Here is a 16,951-nt window from a genome sequence, read left to right as displayed (position 1 = left end):
TTAATACTTTTAGGAAATAAACAATCCTTATTGATGAGTAAATTTTATTATAACGAAGAGCAGGAATCATACGATGCCATTGTAGTAGGAACGGGCATTAGTGGTGGTTGGGCTGCTAAAGAACTGTGCGAAAATGGACTGAAGACCCTGGTGCTGGAACGCGGTAGAATGGTCAAGCACAGAGAGGACTATCCAACGGCTAATTTGGATCCCTGGGACTTGCCCAATAATGGGGAGCCGACAAGGGAGGATATTGCCAAACAAGAAAAACAAAACCGGACTGGCTATACGGTTAAAACTCCTTCCAAACATTGGTTTGTTGATGATCTAAAACACCCCTATAACGAAACCAAGCGTTTTGATTGGATGCGTGGTTACCATGTGGGTGGACGCTCCATTATGTGGGGACGTCATAGTTACCGTTGGAGCGACTTGGATTTTGAGGCCAACAGAAAAGATGGCATCGCCGTGGACTGGCCTGTTCGCTATAAAGATATTGCTCCTTGGTATGATAGGGTTGAGAGTTACATTGGAGTTACCGGTGAAAAATTGGGACTTCCGCAACTTCCAGATGGACAGTTTGAGCCCATGATGGAGTTGAACTGTGTGGAACAACATGTTAGGGATAAAGTCTACGAACATTTTGATGGCCGTGTAATTACTGCCGGTCGTGTGGCACACATTAATAGTAACAAGAAATTTGAGGGAGACGGAAGAACGCGTTGCCAATTCCGTAACCGCTGTATCAGAGGATGTCCTTTTGGGGCCTACTTTAGTAGTGTATCCTCTACCCTACCTGCTGCCGAAAGAACAGGGAACATGACGCTACGTCCTGATTCCATTGTTCATGAAGTAATTTACGATCCGGATACCAAAAAGGCAACTGGTGTAAAAGTCATTGATCGGGAGACCAAAGAAGAGTTTGAGTTCAAGGCAAAAGTGATTTTCCTTTGTGCCTCTGCCATTGCTTCCACATCCATTTTGATGCAATCCAAATCCGATAGGTTTGAGAATGGTCTTGGAAATGACTCCGATCAATTGGGAAGAAACATCATGGACCACCATTTGGGCGTAGGTGCCGGTGGAAAGTTGGATGGATACGAAGACAAATATTATAAGGGAAGAAAGCCCAATGGCATTTACCTACCTCGATTTAGAAACTTGGGTGGTAGTTCCAATACAGATAAGTTTATTCGGGGGTATGGGTATCAAGGAGGTGCAAGTCGTGGCAATTGGGAAGATGTAATTTCCGAAGTGTCCCATGGAAAGGACCTTAAGGATGCCATCCTGAAGCCAGGAGGCTGGACCTTTGGAATGGGTGGTTTTGGAGAAGTGCTTCCGTACGAGGACAACCGAATGACCTTGGATTATGACAAGTTGGACGAATGGGGCTTGCCTACCGTTACCTTCGATGCCGAATTCAAGGAAAATGAATGGAACATGCGCGAGGATATGAAAAACCAAGCGGTGGATATGCTTGAAAAAGCAGGCTTAAGAGACGTTCAGCCTTTTGACAGACCTGGCGCCCTTGGATTGGGTATCCACGAAATGGGAACTGCCAGAATGGGAAGGGATAGAAAAACTTCCGTCCTCAATGGCTTTAACCAAGTGCACGATTGTAAGAATGTTTACGTCACCGACGGGGCCTTTATGACCTCCGCCAGTTGTGTTAACCCATCATTGACCTATATGGCCTTTACGGCAAGAGCTGCCAACCATGCAGCAGAAGAACTTAAAAAAGGAAATTTATAATGGAAAGAAGAGTAGCATTAAAAAATATGGGGCTTGTCTTTGGTTATGCCGTGGCCACCCCTACCCTTTTAGGAATTGTACAAAGCTGTCAAGGTAAAAAAGTCCTGGATTGGACACCCAATTTCTTTTCCAAAGATGAAGGAACTGTTGTTCATACATTGTTGGACATCTTGTTACCGAAGACGGACACGCCATCGGCCACGGATGTAAATGTACATGTGTTTATAGATACGTTTGCTAACGATGTGCTGCCCGCAGAGCAGCAAGCTTTCTTTAAAATGTGCATGGGCAAGTTTACCGATAAGGTCTTGGCCGACACCCAAAAAGAATCTTTGGCAGATTTGGATGCGGAGGATTTAGAGCCTGTCTTTGCCACGTATTTGAAAAAGCAGACAGATGAGGTGGAGGAAGCACATGGAGAGGCACTACAGGCTTATTTTGAGGCCGTAGAGGAAAATGGAAGCGCCGTACTGGACGATGAGATTGCCAGATACCAATTTGCCACCAATTTGCGCAATAGTGCCATTTGGGCCTATAAAAACAGCGAGTTTGTTGGCGAAGAGGTTTTGGCCTACTTGCCAGTACCCGGAGAGTATATTGGTTGTGGGGATTTGGAGACCTTGACCCAAGGCAGAGCTTGGTCGTTGTAACCTAATTCCTTTACATAAGATAAAAAGCCGCTTGATAGCGGCTTTTTTTTTATTCATTGTCAAGATTGACCTTCTAAAAATCCAGAAATTCAACAATCCACATATCCAAAACACGCATTCGTCAATCCAAAAGGGCTGTCCGTCAATTGAGTAGGATTTTTTAGGCCTGTTTGTTCTTCCTTTAAACAGAACCCAAATAACTTGCCATGAAAAAACCTTACCTACTTTTTATCTGCACTGCGACCTTTCTGTTTCTTAATTGTAAAAAAGATGATGGTTCCCTTCCTGTGGATGATAATCCATCGGAAGAGGTTGAATATCCAGAAACGGACATCTTTGACTTTTCGCCAGCGCTTGGGGGATGGGGTACCAAAGTAACCATCAGAGGGGAGAATTTTGATCCCTTACCTGAAGGAAACGAAGTCCAATTCAATGGGATGGCTGCCCAAGTGGAAAGTGCATCCGAGACTACTTTAGTAGCAATTGTTCCCGAAGATGCCACTACAGGAAAAATAAAGCTGTCCGCCAACGGGTATGATTACACTTCCTTTCAGGATTTTACGGTTTTGCTTCCACCTCCCATTATAAGTGATTTTGAGCCCAAAACAGGCGTGGAAGGTGATGAAGTAACCATTACTGGTGACCACTTTGGGGATAATCCCAGTGCTGTGGATGTACTCTTCCATGGTGCCGAAACTCCAGCCGAGATAAAGAGCTTTTCAGATACCGAAATTGTTGTTGGGGTGCCGGTTGGGTATAAAGGCCCCATTCAAATGGGAGTGGGAGACCAATACACCATATCCAGTGAAGAGTTTACCTATTTACCTTGGCGACAAATGAAAAATTTTGAAGGAGTGGGAAGAAGATTTGCCATTGCTGAAGTCATTCAAGGTAAAATTTACATGGGATTTGGGCAGGGAAAGAATGGAAGTCTTGGAGATTTATGGGAGTATGATCCAAAAGTAGATGAGTGGAACGCCAAAAAGAACTTTCCAGGAGGTGCCCGATATGGAGTTTTTCATTTTACCTTAAATGGATCTCTTTATATCGGTGCTGGGGATGAAGAATTTATGGTTGATGGGCCTCATGATTTTTATAAGTTTGACCCTATTACCAATCAATGGGAAAAACTTGATGATTTTCCAGGAAATCCTGGTCAGGCCAGACAATTTGCTTCTTCATTTGTAATTGGAGGGAAAGCATACATTTATGGAGGCTCTCAGGATGATATCAATGCCCCACTCCACAATGATCTTTGGGAGTATGATCCAACCCAAAATATATGGACTCAAAAGGCTAGTTTCGAACTAATCGGAAGAGTCGGTGCTGTGGGTTTTTCAATTGGAAATAAAGGATATATATCAACAGGAATTAATAATCCTTTAAACCATCTAGACGATATCTGGGAGTACAATCCAACAACCAATTCATGGATTGAAAAAAAGTCTCTACCAGCAACAATGGAAAGATACGGAGCAATTAGTTTTACAATTGGTAGTAAAGGCTATTTAGGATTAGGAATTGGTTCCCAATTTAATATTCTTACGGATTTATGGGAGTTTGACCCAATTGGAAATGAAGGTGTTGGTAGCTGGGTAAGAAGAACTGATTTCCCGAGTGTGGAACGATATTGGAGCTTTGCTTCAGTTATCGATGAAAAGGCCTATTTGGGGTTGGGAAGAGATTTCGATTACAATTTCCCAACAGACATCTGGGAATATACCCCAAGGCATGATGAGTAAGATAAAGTCCAAATGCCGTCAGTTCGAGTGGATTTTGCCCATAGACATGGGTAAAATTTGTATCGAGAACAAAGTGGTTCCGCTTCGTCATCAGTTCTCGATACGTCCCGAATTGGATTCGGGACACTCGAACTGACGTGCCGATAAAATTAAAAAAGCCGCTATCAAGCGGCTTTTTTTGTTGTTGAATCTTGCAATTCAAGGAAAACACCTCGGAAGTTGTTCGTGTGGGGTGAACTATCCGAGGTATCTAATCAATAAACACTATCACATACTGATACGCTCAGTATTTGTTATGATCCACACATTAAGCAGTCATCGTCAGCCTGGCCTTCTTTGGAGCGCGCGATCAATTCCTTCATTTCTTCCGCAGTCATGGGCTGTATATCCACATCCTGCTGCTCCACTGGGGTTGAATCAACTTTTAACTCTTCAGCTGCCTTGGGAGCTGCAGCCAAAACTTCGGCCTCAGCAGCTACACTGATTGGCACTTCCTTTTTCTTGGTATTGTCCAAGGTGAACTTAATGGCATCTACAGCTGCCTTGGTCCTGAGATAATACATTCCTGTTTTCAATCCGCTTTTCCAGGCATAGAAATGCATCGAGGTCAACTTGGAGTAGTTGGCATTTTCCATGAACAGGTTCAAAGATTGGCTTTGGTCAATGAAATAACCACGGTGGCGGCTCATATCAATGATGTCCTTCATACTGAGCTCCCAAACGGTCTTGTACAGTTCCTTTATATCCTCTGGAATCACATCAATATGTTGTACCGATCCATTGGCACGCATCAATTCCTGTTTTAGGTTTTCGTTCCACAACCCTAGTTTTACCAAGTCTTCCAATAGGTGCTTGTTCACCACGATGAACTCGCCAGACAATACCCTTCGGGTATAAATGTTGGAGGTATAAGGTTCAAAACATTCGTTGTTTCCTAAAATCTGGGAAGTGGAAGCCGTTGGCATTGGTGCTACCAACAAGGAGTTACGCACTCCGTGTTTTTTCACATCTTTTCTCAACTTGGCCCAATCCCATCTTCCAGAAAGTTCTTCATCCTTAACCCCCCAAAGGTTATGTTGAAACTCCCCATTGGCCATGGGCGAACCTTCGTAGCTAGAATAGACTCCATCCGTTTTGGCTTCCTCCATAGATGCGGTTACCGCAGCAAAATAGAGGGTTTCAAAAATTTCTTGGTTCAATTGCTTGGCCTCATCGCTGGTAAAGGGCAAACGAAGCATAATAAAGGTATCTGCCAATCCTTGTACCCCCAGACCAACAGGTCTGTGCCTCATGTTGGAATTCTCAGCCTCTTTTACTGGATAGTAGTTGCGATCAATTACCCTATTCAGGTTTTTGGTCACTCGCTTGGTGACCTTAAATAGCTCTTTATGATCAAACTTGCCATTCTTCACAAACATGGGGAGGGCAATGGAAGCCAAATTACATACCGCGACCTCATCTGGAGAAGTATATTCCAAAATCTCCGTGCACAAGTTGGAGGAACGGATGGTTCCCAAATTTTTCTGGTTGCTCTTTCTGTTGGCCGCATCCTTGTAAAGCATGTAAGGAGTTCCCGTTTCAATTTGGGACTCCAAAATTTTCTCCCAAAGATCACGCGCCTTTATGGTCTTGCGTCCTTTCCCTTCAGCTTCATATTTGGTGTACAGCGCTTCAAATTCCTCACTATGTGAGTCGAAAAGTCCCGGACACTCGTTAGGGCACATCAACGTCCACTCTCCATCGGCCTCTACTCTTTTCATAAACAAATCTGGAATCCACATGGCGTAGAACAAATCACGAGCACGCATTTCCTCCTTTCCGTGGTTCTTTTTCAGATCCAGGAATTCATAGATATCCGCATGCCAAGGTTCCACATAAATGGCAAAGCTTCCTTTTCGTTTTCCACCACCTTGATCCACATAACGGGCTGTGTCGTTGTATACCCTAAGCATGGGCACAATTCCATTGGAAGTTCCGTTGGTTCCAGCAATATATGATCCAGTGGCCCTAACATTGTGAATAGATAGTCCTATCCCTCCCGCCGACTGGGAAATTTTTGCAGTCTGCTTGAGGGTGTCGTAAATGCCATCAATGCTATCATCTTTCATTGCCAAAAGGAAACAGGATGACATTTGTGGCTTAGGCGTTCCAGAATTGAACAAGGTAGGTGTTGCATGGGTGAAATACTTTTTGGACATCAACTCGTACGTCTCAATGGCCGCATCCAAATCATCCAGATGAATTCCAACCGCAACCCGCATCAACATATGCTGTGGGCGTTCGGCTATTTTCCCATTCAACTTGAGCAAGTATGATCGTTCCAAAGTCTTAAAACCGAAATAATCGTAGCCAAAATCCCGATTGTAAATTATGGTGGAATCCAATTTTTCTGCATTCTCCGAAATCACCTTAAAGACCTCATCAGATAGCAACGGGGCCTTCTTTCCTGTTCTTGGATTCACATATTCGTAGAGATCCTTCATGGTCTCGGAGAAGGATTTTTTGGTATTCTTGTGCAAATTGGAAACCGAGATGCGAGCCGCCAACTTAGCATAATCTGGATGGGTAGTGGTCATAGTTGCCGCAATTTCGGCTGCCAAGTTATCCAGTTCGGATGTGGTTACTCCATCATATAATCCCTCAATGACACGCATGGCCACCTTAACCGGATCCACCAGACCGTTGAGGCCATAACAAAGTTTTCTTACTCTGGCCGTGATCTTGTCGAACATCATCGGCTCCTTTCTTCCATCTCTTTTTACTACATACATGTGCTACGAATTTTTTTAAATGATACCTGTTGGTTATACCAAAGCATGATTAATGACCGTGGACATGCCCACGATACATTTGAGGCCAAGTTCTTTCACACCTCTGGGGCAAGAGGCTATTTTATATTGTTATCGGTCTTAATAAAGAATTTCAAGAAATTCTGTTATTTAGATTCCCATTTTGATGGGAATGACAATTTTATCGGTAACCCGCAGCAAGCTGCGGGGAATTTTTTCAATTAAAAGTCCGCGTCGAAGCTAATTTTCTGGGAATCCGTGTCCTTTTCCTTGTTCAAAACACCTGCTTTCTGATATTCAGACACGCGTTTCTCGAAGAAATTGGTCTTTCCTTGAAGCGAAATCATATCCATGAAATCGAACGGATTTGTGGCATTGTACACCTTCTCACATTGCAGTTCCACCAACAGTCTGTCGGTCACGAACTCCAAGTACTGGGTCATCAATTTGGCATTCATTCCTATAAGGCTTACCGGAAGTGATTCGGTAATAAATTCTCTTTCAATATTCAGGGCATCCACAATGATCTCCTTGATTCTTTCCTTTGGCACTTTGTTCACCAAGTGATTGTTGTGCAGGTGTACCGCGTAATCGCAATGCATTCCTTCATCTCTGGAAATCAACTCGTTGGAGAAAGTCAGTCCTGGCATCAATCCTCTTTTCTTTAACCAGAAAATGGAACAGAAGGCTCCTGAAAAGAAAATCCCTTCCACTGCAGCAAAGGCAATCAAACGCTCGGCAAAGCTGGGTGACTCAATCCATTTGAGGGCCCAATCTGCTTTCTTTTTGATAGCTGGAAAATTCTCAATGGCCTTGAACAGCACATTTTTTTCCTTTTCATCCTTTACATAGGTATCTATCAACAAGGAGTAGGTCTCTGAGTGGATGTTTTCCATCATAATCTGGAAACCGTAGAAAAACTTGGCCTCGGAATATTGAACCTCGTTCACAAAATTTTCCGCCAAATTTTCATTCACAATACCATCTGAAGCTGCAAAAAATGCCAAGATATGCTTGATGAAATAACGCTCGTCATCGTTGAGTTTGTTGTTCCAGTCTGTCAAATCTTGGTGCAAATCGATTTCTTCAGCAGTCCAAAAACAGGCTTCCTGCTTTTTATACCAGTCCCACAAATCGTGATGTTGGATTGGAAAAATTACAAATCTGTCTTTGTTTTCTTCTAATATAGGTTCTATGGCTGCTGACATAAGTGTGCGTTAAAAAAATTATAAAATGGAGAAAATTTCCTTGCGAACAGGGCTAACAAAGATTCAAAAATGTCACCAGATAGTAAAGGTAGTTTTATGAAATACGATCCAAAGTTTTTAACACAACATGTTGAAATCTAGGCTGGCTATTGATGTTACTTGGGTTTGAAGAAGATGATCCCCAAGGAGGTTTTTTGATTGGAATCTTCCAAAATAAAATAGACCAAAAAGTATATGTTTTTTATACTTTTTGGTCTAAATATTAATGGAAATTACGCTTGTTATTGGCATTCCTTAGGTTCATTATCAAAAGTACGGCCATTCCCAGTTACATCTTTGGACGGTTTTAATTCTAGGTAGTTCCCCCGAAACCTAAAACCAAACAAATCCGTGGATTCCCTGGGATATCTTTTGCAAGCAGTTTCTATGATCAAGAGGTTGGTTGCTCTGGCCGTACGTTTGTTGATAATGTGAAAGAACATTTGGTAAAGGCTACCTATTATTGGCCACCTCGTCCCAGTTGGAATGTATCTTTAAATCATTTCCCTCTTCCATTACAGCAGCGCAAATCAGGGCAACAATCAGAAGCACAAATAAAATAAGACACTTTCGCATTGGAATAGGGTTGATTACTTTCAGTTTTTGACAAGACCAAAGTATAAAACAATTGCCCCAGAGCAGATGCCGTATGTATAATCGGTCTTTTTTTGTGTATAAATGGTTAATGATTTTCAGGCTTTTAGATGTAAAAACAGCAAAATAGCACCTCCAATAGGGCAAAGTCACCCTTTTTCGGTTAATCGGCATTTTCTACCAGTTATACGTGTAAAGCGTCCATTAGCACATAATTTTGATACCTTATAGGGAATAATCCTAAATTTGAAAGTATATTAAAATAGAGCATGTTAGAAGCAGTTATTGTTGATGACGAGGTCAAAGCGTTGCAAAGTCTTAGTTGGGAGTTGACGAATTTGAGCGATGAAGTTGATATTGTGGCATCCTTTACCGATGCCCATGAAGCTTTGGACTATTTGGAACGGAATACCCCGGATTGTCTGTTCCTGGATATTGAGATGCCCGCAATGGACGGATTTCAGTTCATCAAAAGCCTTAAGAATAAAAATTTCCCTGTGGTCATCACCACAGCCTACAACCAATATGCCCTAAAAGCCCTTAAGAACGAGGCCATTGATTATTTGCTAAAACCGATTGATACGGATGATCTGGAAGTGACCATTGCCAAGATCAAAAAATACAACACCAAGAATTTGACTTCCGAAAAACTGGAAAAGATTCTTTTGAATTTCAACGCTGAATCCCACAGCAAGAAAATCACAATCAATACGGACGGAAAGCTTTTGTTCCTTAACAGTGACGATATTCTATATGCGGAATCCGATGGAAACTATAGTACCATCTTTTTGAGTGATGGCCAAAAGATTCTGCTTACCAAAAAGCTTAAAGAAGTAAACACTTTGCTTCCCGATAATAGTTTTTTCCGAATTCACAATTCGTACATCATCAATCTAAACAAGATAAAAGAATTTCTAAAGACAGATGGCTATGTGGTGCTGGAATCCAACCACAAAATCCCTGTTTCAAGACAAAAGAAATCCGATTTTTTGGATATGCTGTAACCCCCGATAACTCCCGTGTCTATTTTCCGATCAACAAAATCCCCACACTCGGTAGCCCTCAAAAGAAATTTTCTTTTGTCCCTCGTGATTTTAGGGATTTCCCATTTTGGTCATGCCCAAGAAATTCCGGAAGCCTTCAAGGAAAAAGCAGAGCGTATTGTGGAAATGAGACCCAAGACCTATTTGGTCTTGAACACGGAACTCAAATCCGAAGGCAGGGATACCACCCTACTTCGGTATTTTGCCAATTTAAGCAAGGATGCCAAATACCTGGAGGGAGAGTCTTACGCCTTGGATCAGATAGGCGCCATCTATAGGAACTTTTCCAGATTTGAGCAAGCTGTCAATCTGCACCAAAAAGCCCTAGAGTTGGCAGAGGAAGCCAACAATGTGGAGCTAAAGGTAAGATGCCTAAACATGCTGGGCGTGGTGTACCGAAGAACCGACGCCATTAAAACCGCCTTGGATTATAATCAGCAGGCTTTGGAAATGGCCGAGCAAGTGGAGAAACCCTCCCACCACATCAAAAGAAATATCAATGTATCCCTCAACAGTATTGGCAATCTATATCAAACTTTAGAGCAATACGACTTGGCCATCCTCCAATTTAAAAGGGCTCTGAAAATGGAAGAGGAGCTTGGCAATAAACTGGGGCTTGCCATTAATCATCAAAATATTGGTGAATGTTTGGATCGTAAGGGAGATTTGGAAGGCGCCTTGGAGCACTACCGAAAATCCTTGGCCTTTAATGAGGACATCAACTCCACATACGGCCGAATCATCTGTAAAAATAGCTTGGCACAGATTTATTTAAAACAGGACATGCCCTATGCGGCCCTGGTACTTTTGGAACCACTTCATGAACAGTCCAAAACTATCGGAGATTATTTTATTACCCCTCTAATTTTCATTAATACAGGTTGGGCATATACCGAATTGGGCAACTATAACAAAGCCCATGATTTTATCATGGAAGGTTTGGAAATGGCACAAACCCATAATATCCCGAGTAATGTTCTCTATGCCTACCAAAAGCTTTCCGATTTTGAACATAAGCGGGGAAACTACCAAGCTGCTTACAATTACTATAAAAAAGCGGACGAGTTTGATGAGGAGATTTCCAGTGCCACCAATTTTAGGTACATGAACGATGTAATCGTCAAATACGAAGCGGATAAAAAGAACAACCAAATTTCGGTGTTGGCCAAGGAGAACGAAATTGTTCGTTTAAGACTCCGAAAAAACCAAACCACTTTATTGGTAAGTGCCTTGATTGTTGGCCTTATTTCTTCCATACTCTACATCTTGTACAGACAGTATCAAAGCAAGAACGAAAAACGGGTGCTCAGCTTGGAGCAAAACATGCTTCGCAGTCAAATGAACCCGCACTTTTTGTTTAATTCCTTGAATTCCATCAAGCTTTATATCATAAACAACGAGCAAAAAAATGCCGTGCATTACCTCAACAAATTTTCCAAGTTGGTGCGTAAAATTTTGGAAGCTTCGTCATTAAAGGAGATTACCTTGGCCGAAGAACTGGAAACCGTTGAGCTATATATGAACATTGAGAACATCCGCTTTTCCAATGAAATAAACTTTAGCATCAATGTTTGTGACGAAATCAACCCCGAGGCTGTTAAAATACCTTCCTTGGCCCTGCAACCCTTTTTGGAAAATTCCCTCTGGCATGGACTGTCTCCCAAAGAAGGCGAGAAAATCATTTCACTGAACGTTCTAAAGAAAACTGCGGGACATGTCACCATAGAAATTGTGGACAATGGTGTGGGAAGGGGCGCCGCCCAGGTGAACAAGGAAAATAGGGTACTCAAAAGAAAGTCTGTAGGTATCAGGATCACCAAAGAGCGCTTTGCGAACTTCTCCAAAGATTACCAAAATAGCTTTGATGTGGATATTGTAGATCTCTTTGATGAAAAGGGAAAACCCAAGGGCACCAAGGTTATTCTGGATATACCTACGATTTAGTCTTTTCCTTGGCCACTTCCTCCAATTCTTGATACCAAGCGGCTCCAAATTTCCGAATCAGGGCGTCTTTAACAAACTTATAAATGGGAACTTTTAATTCCTTTCCCAACTGGCAAGCGGGGTCGCAGATTTCCCATCTGTGGTAGTTCACAGCAGTAAATTCTGAATATTCCCTTGTTCTTACAGGGTACAAATGACACGAAACAGGTTTTTTCCAAGAAACAGCGCCATCTAGATATGCGGCTTCTATCCCACATTTGGTGATTCCCTTGTCATCAAAAATGACGTAGGCACATTCACTTTTATTTACCAAGGGCGTTTCCCATTCACCATCTTCACCTTTCACAAAGGCTCCTTGTTCCATTATGGCCTTGACCCCTTCGGGGCGTAGATATGGTTTTACCCTGTCAAAAATATCCCCCAGTATTTGGGTTTCCTCTTCTTCAAGTGGAGCACCGTATTCACCATCCACACAACAGGCACCTTTGCATGCCGTAAGGTTACACACAAAATCATTGTCAATAATCTCTTCGGAAACTATGGTCTTATCAATTTGGAACATGCCGAAACCTCCTTTTTGGGTAAAGGTAAACCAAAAGCAAAAACTTGGCCATTTCATCATGTCAAACAACATCCAAAACCCTCTTTTTCATCGTACATTTGCGTACTAAAAAATTACAGGCTATGAACTTCATTTTTAAGGAAATAGTTACAGCAAGCATGGTACTCTTTGCCGTGATAGATATCTTGGGCAGTATCCCAATCATCCTTTCGCTTCGCAAAAAGGTGGGGCATATCCAATCCGAAAAAGCTTCCATTGTTGCTGCTGTAATTATGACGGCATTTTTGTTTGTGGGAGAGCGCATCTTAGGGCTTATCGGAATAGATGTGAATTCATTTGCTGTGGCGGGTGCCTTTGTCATCTTCTTTTTGGCCTTGGAGATGGTTCTGGGCATTACCTTGTTCAAAGACGATGAGGTGGAAACCGCATCCGTGGTGCCTATTGCCTTTCCTTTGATTGCAGGTGCTGGTACCCTGACTTCCATTTTGGCGCTAAGGGCAGAATTTCACGTAGAGAATATAGTAGTGGCCATTGTGGTGAACATTATCTTTGTGTACTTGGTACTCAAGTCCAGTGCCAGGATTGAGCGTTTGTTGGGCAAAAACGGACTTCACGTAATACGAAAGATATTTGGGGTCATCCTGTTGGCCATTGCGGTCAAACTTTTTGCCACCAACGTCAATCAATTATTCATTAACTAATTATTTAGAGCTTATTAGCTATGAACAGAGCTTTTGTTATTGTTTTAGTGATTTTAGCACTGGGGTTGATAGCCTTTAACGTTACCTTGGTTGATTTTAATGACCCTCTTCAAGGAGATAGCACTATCGCATTGATCGGTATTGTGGCCTCATTGTGTGCCCTGGTATTGATCCTGATATTTGCCCTCAGCAAAAAAATCGATAAGAAATTAAAGGAAGATTAGTCCCTGAGCTCAACCGTCTCAACATCTGAATCATTAAAAATAGCTTGGTCCAGTTCCATTACCTTTTTAAGCATGGCATCGTACTCTCCCTTAATTTGAGCGGAAAGATTGGGTGAGAACAACTGCTCTGCGATGTTGGCTTTTAGATAGTCCTTGATCTTGTCTTCCTGGGCATAAAAGTCCAGTTTGATTTTTCGATTCAACACAAACTGAATGAATTCATCAAATAGGATGTCGTCCACCCTAAAATCATCCAAGAATTCATTCTTTGAAAGATAGGAATAACGGGTTCTATCCTTTTCCAAATGTTCAAACACAAAACGGGAAAAGAACTCGGCTCCATCCAAACTTTCCACGGCTTCCTCCTCATTGTTGCCAATAGGTACAAACACATCGGGGATAATTCCACCACCACCATATACTATCTTGCCCTTTGGCGTAACAAATTTCAAAGAGTCGGCCACCTTGATGCTGTCCACAGAGGTCAACTCCCCATTTCTATAGCGCTCCATAAAGGTTTGATAGTAATCTTTATGCCCTTTTTTGTACGATCTTTGGATGGATCTACCTGTAGGTGTATAATATCTGGAAACAGTTAAACGTACTGCAGAGCCATCACCCAAATCCATTTCCCGTTGCACCAATCCTTTTCCAAAAGAACGGCGACCAACGATGGTACCAATATCATTATCCTGAAGGGCTCCTGCAATAATTTCACTGGCAGATGCAGATCGTTCATTGATCAGTACATACACCGGTTTGTCTTCAAACTCTCCTTTCTTGGTGGCAAATGCTTTCTTGATTCTCCCCTTTTTGTTTTTGGTGTAGAGGATAAGTTTGTCATCCGTTAGAAATTCATCCGCAAGTTTTTCTGCGATGCCCAAATAGCCCCCTGGATTGTCTCTTAGGTCGAGCACCAATTTTTCTGCACCCCTGATTTTAAGTTTTCGAAGGGCATCCTTGAATTCATCAAAAGTGGATTCTGCAAACCGATTGATTTTGATATACCCCATATCCCTGGAAAGCATATAATAAGAATCTACACTTCTGATGGGAACCCTATCCCGGGTTACCGTAACGTCCAAGGTTCGGTCTTCCTGCTTTCTAAATACCTTCAAATCTACCTTGGTTCCTATTTTTCCTTTAAGCGTGGCCACCACCTCATTGTTGGGAATCCTTCTTCCAAAGAGGGTATCCTGGTCTGCAATAAGAATTCGGTCACCAGGTTTTATCCCGCTTTTGTGGCTCGGCCCATTTTTAATGGTTCTAATCACTGTAATAGTATCATGATACATGTAGAAGCTGATTCCGATACCCACAAAATCCCCCTTCATGTTTTCGGAAACTTCCTCCATCTCACTCCTTGGTATATAAACCGAATGCGGGTCAAGTTTCCCTAGAATATTGTTCACGGTAACATCCACAATACTGTCGGTATCTATTTCATCCACATATTCGTAGTCGATGTAATCTATAAGTCGATTGAGCTTATCTTTCTTGGAATTGGTGCTGAAGAGCTTTTCTGGAGAATCGTCAAAGTGAAGTTTGCCTCCAATAAAAATGCCCACAGCCAGCACAAAGGCCAGAATGGTGGGGAGTATATACTGATATTTCTTTTTCATAATGTAAAATGGTGAGGTTAGACCATTTCTTCCAGAATCGGCAGATGATAGGTCTCTACGCCTGCCCTTTCTAAAAATCGCAGCCCTGAATCATCTTTATAGGCCGTCTGGTAAACCACACGTTTTATGCCAGCCTGATGAATCAGCTTACTGCACTCCCTACAGGGAGACAAAGTGATGTACAATGTTGCACCTTCACAAGATTGGGTAGAAGCGGCTACTTTTAAAATGGCGTTTGCCTCGGCATGAAGCACATACCATTTGGTGTAACCTTCTTCATCTTCGCAAAAATTCTCAAAACCTGTGGGTGTGCCATTGTAGCCATCAGATATGATCATTCTGTCCTTTACAATGATGGCGCCCACTTGTTTTCTTTTGCAATAGGAGAGTTTCCCCCATTCCTTGGCCATTCTTAAATAGGCCTTATCATACTTTTCTTGTTTGCGCTCGTTCATAGATCGGTAAATAGGCTGATCATTAATTAAATATACCCGCTTTACAAGACTCGTACAACCTTATTCAATTAATTTTAACGAAGGCCCTATTGGGGAAACGTTGCAATTAGCAGCGGTATTGTAATGGCAATGACCAAAATGGATGCAATTCCGATGAAAAGCTTTCTTTTCACTTTTAATACGTCCAAAATCAGGAAAGCCACGCCCAAAATGATCAAAATGATGGCCACTTGCGAAAATTCAATCCCCGTGGCAAAACCCAATAACGGAAGCACTTTATCTTCCTGCTCCGCCATGAGCATCTTAAAATAATTGGAGAACCCAAAACCATGGACCAACCCAAAAAAAGCCGTGGCCAACACATGCACATACCTCCCAGATGCTTGGGAATCACCAAAAACATAGGTCAAGTTGTACAGTGCTGTCGATAAAATAGTAACAGGAATCAGGAATTCTATGAGGCCTACATCCACGGTCATTACCTCAAAGGCAGACAGGGCCAAAGAAGTACAGTGTGCTATGGTAAAGATTGTGGCCAAAATTACTACGCGCTTCCAGTTTTTAAATGTAAAGGGTATGGCCAAGGCCGATAGAAACAGGATGTGGTCATAAGCTCCCAAATCCAGCACATGGTTAAATCCCAATTTAATGTAGAACCAGAATTCTTGCATTGTTTAATGAGTTTAAATGTTTAGGTGTTGATGTGTTTATATTAAATGACGTTTGTGGTTAGTAGCTAAACTTTTAAACATTTCAACTTCTAACCTCTTATGAGATTCCCCGCTCCTGCTGAATGGTTTCATACGCTTTTTGAACTTCCTTAAACTTTTCCTCCGCCCCTTTTTTGATGGCCTCGTTTTGAGTTACCACCCGATCTGGATGGTATTTTTTAGCCATGTTCCTGTAAGCTTTTTTCACTTCATCATCTGTTGCAGATTTCGCAATCTCCAAGATCTTGTAGGCATTGTCCGCAGATTTGATGAACATGGCCATGATACTTTCAAAATCGTGCAGACCAACACGAAGGTAACCTGCCAATTCCCTTAGCTTGTTTACTTCGGCCTTGCTGACCTGTCCATCCGCTTGGGCAATCCCAAAGAGGAAATGCAAAAGCTGTAATCGGACTTCATAACGCGTGCGCTGTACCAAGTAAGTGCAAATTCTTTGGGCAGAAACTTCCCTCTTTTTAATGACATCATTAAAAGTCCTAAAAATAGCATTGGCCTTTTCCTTTCCATAGGTGCTTAAAAAATATTGGCGTACATAGTCCAATTCCCGTTGGCTTACCTGCCCATCAGCCTTGATGACAATGGAGCATAGAGAGAGAAGATTCAGTTCAAAATCGGCTGGGGAAACGGACTGTCTGGTAAAGTCCGAAAATACGCTTCTACCTCCTCGGGAACCTGAACCGCCCAAGGTATCCAAAAAACTGCCCACAAGAAAGCCAATTATGGCTCCCGCAAAACCTCTGATAAAAAATCCAACGAAGGCGGCCGCCCACTTGATCATTGCAACAAATTTAAAGCCCAAATATAGGCTTTTGCCCAAGAACAAAACTGGTTGCAGCTGTTAAGGCTTCCTGAAAAAATGCGACAAAAACCGTATCTTTGAACCTTAAATTAAAAA

The 16,951-nt window shown here is 42.2% G+C and carries 17 protein-coding genes; 8 read left to right on the top strand and 9 right to left on the bottom strand.

What is annotated here, in order from left to right:
* Window positions 1-33 precede the first annotated feature (33 nt).
* The 3 genes from ACOOE0_RS06285 (at window position 34) to ACOOE0_RS06275 (ending at window position 4,144) form a co-directional block, all read left to right on the top strand.
* Window positions 34-1,752: a GMC oxidoreductase gene (locus tag ACOOE0_RS06285; protein ID WP_420401617.1), complete on the top strand. Its 1,719-nt coding sequence runs from the start codon at window positions 34-36 to the stop codon at window positions 1,750-1,752.
* Window positions 1,752-2,402, top strand: a complete 651-nt coding sequence (locus ACOOE0_RS06280; RefSeq protein WP_420401616.1) for a gluconate 2-dehydrogenase subunit 3 family protein — start codon at window positions 1,752-1,754, stop codon at window positions 2,400-2,402. The genes ACOOE0_RS06285 and ACOOE0_RS06280 overlap by 1 nt, the downstream gene beginning before the upstream one ends.
* 206 nt (window positions 2,403-2,608) lie before the next feature.
* Entirely contained in the window at window positions 2,609-4,144 is a 1,536-nt protein-coding gene (locus ACOOE0_RS06275; protein WP_420401615.1) for a Kelch repeat-containing protein, read from the top strand.
* 293 nt (window positions 4,145-4,437) lie between these two features.
* On the opposite strand, the gene ACOOE0_RS06270 is transcribed toward ACOOE0_RS06275, so the two are convergent.
* Entirely contained in the window at window positions 4,438-6,915 is a 2,478-nt protein-coding gene (locus tag ACOOE0_RS06270; protein WP_420401614.1) for a ribonucleoside-diphosphate reductase subunit alpha, read from the bottom strand.
* Between the two features lie 45 nt (window positions 6,916-6,960).
* Between ACOOE0_RS06270 and ACOOE0_RS06265 the strand changes: the two genes are divergently transcribed.
* Window positions 6,961-7,158, top strand: coding sequence for a hypothetical protein (locus ACOOE0_RS06265; RefSeq protein WP_420401613.1), 198 nt, complete (start codon window positions 6,961-6,963; stop codon window positions 7,156-7,158).
* On the opposite strand, the gene ACOOE0_RS06260 is transcribed toward ACOOE0_RS06265, so the two are convergent.
* The 3 genes from ACOOE0_RS06260 to ACOOE0_RS06250 all read right to left on the bottom strand — a co-directional run bounded on the left by ACOOE0_RS06260 (window position 7,155) and on the right by ACOOE0_RS06250 (window position 8,756).
* Entirely contained in the window at window positions 7,155-8,141 is a 987-nt protein-coding gene (locus ACOOE0_RS06260) for a ribonucleotide-diphosphate reductase subunit beta (RefSeq protein ID WP_420401612.1), read from the bottom strand. The genes ACOOE0_RS06265 and ACOOE0_RS06260 overlap by 4 nt on opposite strands.
* A 281-nt stretch (window positions 8,142-8,422) precedes the next feature.
* The gene (locus ACOOE0_RS06255; protein ID WP_420401611.1) at window positions 8,423-8,623 is read right to left on the bottom strand and encodes a hypothetical protein; all 201 of its coding nucleotides are present in this window, start codon (window positions 8,621-8,623) and stop codon (window positions 8,423-8,425) included.
* A 10-nt stretch (window positions 8,624-8,633) separates the two neighbouring features.
* The gene (locus ACOOE0_RS06250) at window positions 8,634-8,756 is read right to left on the bottom strand and encodes a hypothetical protein (RefSeq protein WP_420401610.1); all 123 of its coding nucleotides are present in this window, start codon (window positions 8,754-8,756) and stop codon (window positions 8,634-8,636) included.
* A gap of 287 nt (window positions 8,757-9,043) precedes the next feature.
* Here ACOOE0_RS06250 and ACOOE0_RS06245 point away from each other — a divergent pair, with 287 nt between their 5' ends.
* Together ACOOE0_RS06245 and ACOOE0_RS06240 are read left to right on the top strand one after the other, a co-directional pair.
* Complete coding sequence (locus ACOOE0_RS06245; protein WP_420401609.1) at window positions 9,044-9,778, top strand: LytR/AlgR family response regulator transcription factor; 735 nt, start codon at window positions 9,044-9,046, stop codon at window positions 9,776-9,778.
* 84 nt (window positions 9,779-9,862) lie between these two features.
* A complete protein-coding gene (locus ACOOE0_RS06240; RefSeq protein ID WP_420402201.1) occupies window positions 9,863-11,761 on the top strand; it encodes a tetratricopeptide repeat-containing sensor histidine kinase in 1,899 nt (632 codons plus the stop codon).
* Here the strand turns inward: ACOOE0_RS06240 and ACOOE0_RS06235 are convergent.
* Window positions 11,751-12,323 (bottom strand): DUF3109 family protein, encoded by a 573-nt coding sequence (locus ACOOE0_RS06235; RefSeq protein WP_420401608.1) that lies wholly within the window; start codon window positions 12,321-12,323, stop codon window positions 11,751-11,753. The two genes, ACOOE0_RS06240 and ACOOE0_RS06235, sit on opposite strands and share 11 nt — an antisense overlap.
* A 122-nt stretch (window positions 12,324-12,445) precedes the next feature.
* Between ACOOE0_RS06235 and ACOOE0_RS06230 the strand changes: the two genes are divergently transcribed.
* Together ACOOE0_RS06230 and ACOOE0_RS06225 are read left to right on the top strand one after the other, a co-directional pair.
* Window positions 12,446-13,024 carry a MarC family protein gene (locus ACOOE0_RS06230; RefSeq protein ID WP_420401607.1) on the top strand — a complete coding sequence of 193 codons (579 nt, stop codon included), beginning with the start codon at window positions 12,446-12,448 and terminating at the stop codon, window positions 13,022-13,024.
* Between the two features lie 20 nt (window positions 13,025-13,044).
* Window positions 13,045-13,248: a hypothetical protein gene (locus ACOOE0_RS06225; RefSeq protein ID WP_420401606.1), complete on the top strand. Its 204-nt coding sequence runs from the start codon at window positions 13,045-13,047 to the stop codon at window positions 13,246-13,248.
* Here ACOOE0_RS06225 and ACOOE0_RS06220 read toward each other — a convergent pair.
* From ACOOE0_RS06220 to ACOOE0_RS06205, 4 genes are all read right to left on the bottom strand, one after another.
* Window positions 13,245-14,870 carry a S41 family peptidase gene (locus ACOOE0_RS06220; protein ID WP_420401605.1) on the bottom strand — a complete coding sequence of 542 codons (1,626 nt, stop codon included), beginning with the start codon at window positions 14,868-14,870 and terminating at the stop codon, window positions 13,245-13,247. The two genes, ACOOE0_RS06225 and ACOOE0_RS06220, sit on opposite strands and share 4 nt — an antisense overlap.
* A gap of 17 nt (window positions 14,871-14,887) precedes the next feature.
* A complete protein-coding gene (locus ACOOE0_RS06215; protein ID WP_420401604.1) occupies window positions 14,888-15,325 on the bottom strand; it encodes a deoxycytidylate deaminase in 438 nt (145 codons plus the stop codon).
* An 86-nt stretch (window positions 15,326-15,411) separates the two neighbouring features.
* Window positions 15,412-15,996 (bottom strand): HupE/UreJ family protein, encoded by a 585-nt coding sequence (locus ACOOE0_RS06210; RefSeq protein WP_420401603.1) that lies wholly within the window; start codon window positions 15,994-15,996, stop codon window positions 15,412-15,414.
* Between the two features lie 97 nt (window positions 15,997-16,093).
* Window positions 16,094-16,834, bottom strand: a complete 741-nt coding sequence (locus ACOOE0_RS06205; RefSeq protein WP_420401602.1) for a TerB family tellurite resistance protein — start codon at window positions 16,832-16,834, stop codon at window positions 16,094-16,096.
* Window positions 16,835-16,951: the final 117 nt, after the last annotated feature.

Origin of the sequence: Flagellimonas sp., assembly GCF_965215805.1 — a bacterium.
GTDB lineage: Bacteria > Bacteroidota > Bacteroidia > Flavobacteriales > Flavobacteriaceae > Flagellimonas.
The sequence above is the reverse complement of the archived record's forward strand: the minus strand, read 5'-3'. Positions and strand labels throughout refer to the sequence as shown.

Excerpts from the sequence above, each read along its gene's own strand:
- ACOOE0_RS06285 (WP_420401617.1), top strand. The coding sequence starts at position 34 with ATGAGTAAATTTTATTATAACGAAGAGCAGGAATCATACGATGCCATT.
- ACOOE0_RS06280 (WP_420401616.1), top strand. The coding sequence starts at position 1,752 with ATGGAAAGAAGAGTAGCATTAAAAAATATGGGGCTTGTCTTTGGTTAT.
- ACOOE0_RS06275 (WP_420401615.1), top strand. The coding sequence starts at position 2,609 with ATGAAAAAACCTTACCTACTTTTTATCTGCACTGCGACCTTTCTGTTT.
- ACOOE0_RS06270 (WP_420401614.1), bottom strand. The coding sequence starts at position 6,915 with ATGTATGTAGTAAAAAGAGATGGAAGAAAGGAGCCGATGATGTTCGAC.
- ACOOE0_RS06265 (WP_420401613.1), top strand. The coding sequence starts at position 6,961 with ATGATTAATGACCGTGGACATGCCCACGATACATTTGAGGCCAAGTTC.
- ACOOE0_RS06260 (WP_420401612.1), bottom strand. The coding sequence starts at position 8,141 with ATGTCAGCAGCCATAGAACCTATATTAGAAGAAAACAAAGACAGATTT.
- ACOOE0_RS06255 (WP_420401611.1), bottom strand. The coding sequence starts at position 8,623 with ATGTTCTTTCACATTATCAACAAACGTACGGCCAGAGCAACCAACCTC.
- ACOOE0_RS06250 (WP_420401610.1), bottom strand. The coding sequence starts at position 8,756 with ATGCGAAAGTGTCTTATTTTATTTGTGCTTCTGATTGTTGCCCTGATT.
- ACOOE0_RS06245 (WP_420401609.1), top strand. The coding sequence starts at position 9,044 with ATGTTAGAAGCAGTTATTGTTGATGACGAGGTCAAAGCGTTGCAAAGT.
- ACOOE0_RS06235 (WP_420401608.1), bottom strand. The coding sequence starts at position 12,323 with ATGTTCCAAATTGATAAGACCATAGTTTCCGAAGAGATTATTGACAAT.
- ACOOE0_RS06230 (WP_420401607.1), top strand. The coding sequence starts at position 12,446 with ATGAACTTCATTTTTAAGGAAATAGTTACAGCAAGCATGGTACTCTTT.
- ACOOE0_RS06225 (WP_420401606.1), top strand. The coding sequence starts at position 13,045 with ATGAACAGAGCTTTTGTTATTGTTTTAGTGATTTTAGCACTGGGGTTG.
- ACOOE0_RS06220 (WP_420401605.1), bottom strand. The coding sequence starts at position 14,870 with ATGAAAAAGAAATATCAGTATATACTCCCCACCATTCTGGCCTTTGTG.
- ACOOE0_RS06215 (WP_420401604.1), bottom strand. The coding sequence starts at position 15,325 with ATGAACGAGCGCAAACAAGAAAAGTATGATAAGGCCTATTTAAGAATG.
- ACOOE0_RS06210 (WP_420401603.1), bottom strand. The coding sequence starts at position 15,996 with ATGCAAGAATTCTGGTTCTACATTAAATTGGGATTTAACCATGTGCTG.
- ACOOE0_RS06205 (WP_420401602.1), bottom strand. The coding sequence starts at position 16,834 with ATGATCAAGTGGGCGGCCGCCTTCGTTGGATTTTTTATCAGAGGTTTT.